The organism is Mesocryomonas lacus (genome assembly GCF_055730135.2).
The window spans coordinates 1-365 of sequence record NZ_JBUZWE020000068.1; the positions used below are offsets into that span (position 1 = coordinate 1).

General features: G+C 62.7%; 1 pseudogene. It reads left to right on the forward strand.

The window, feature by feature from the left end:
• Nucleotides 1-127: 127 nt before the first annotated feature.
• A pseudogene (locus ACZLZY_RS24965) lies at nt 128-365 on the forward strand (hypothetical protein); the annotation flags it as partial.

The following is a 365-nucleotide window of genomic DNA, read 5'->3' on the forward strand; positions in this document are numbered from 1 at the left end:
TGGTCGTTGAAGCCGCTAGCGCAGCTTGACGCGCCATAGTAGTTGACGTACTGATATTCAGCAATCCAATTATATGCGGCGTCGACGATGTCTCGGAGGCCGCCAGTTTGGCCGGATTATGAGCAACGTGACAGCCAGTACCCAGCCGACAGGCGACACGGGCGCCGCCGCCTTGGCTCCCGCGAGGGTCCGAGCATTCGGAAGCATCGTCTACCCACTTCTCGTACTCGCCATCGTCCTGTCCCTTACTGCTGCCGCGACCGTGAACTGGGATCGTTGGACCGCCGCGTCCGCAACCCAGGTCACCGACAACGCCCATGTCAGGGCGGAGATGAGCCGCTTGGCCACCCGGGTCGCCGGAGCGA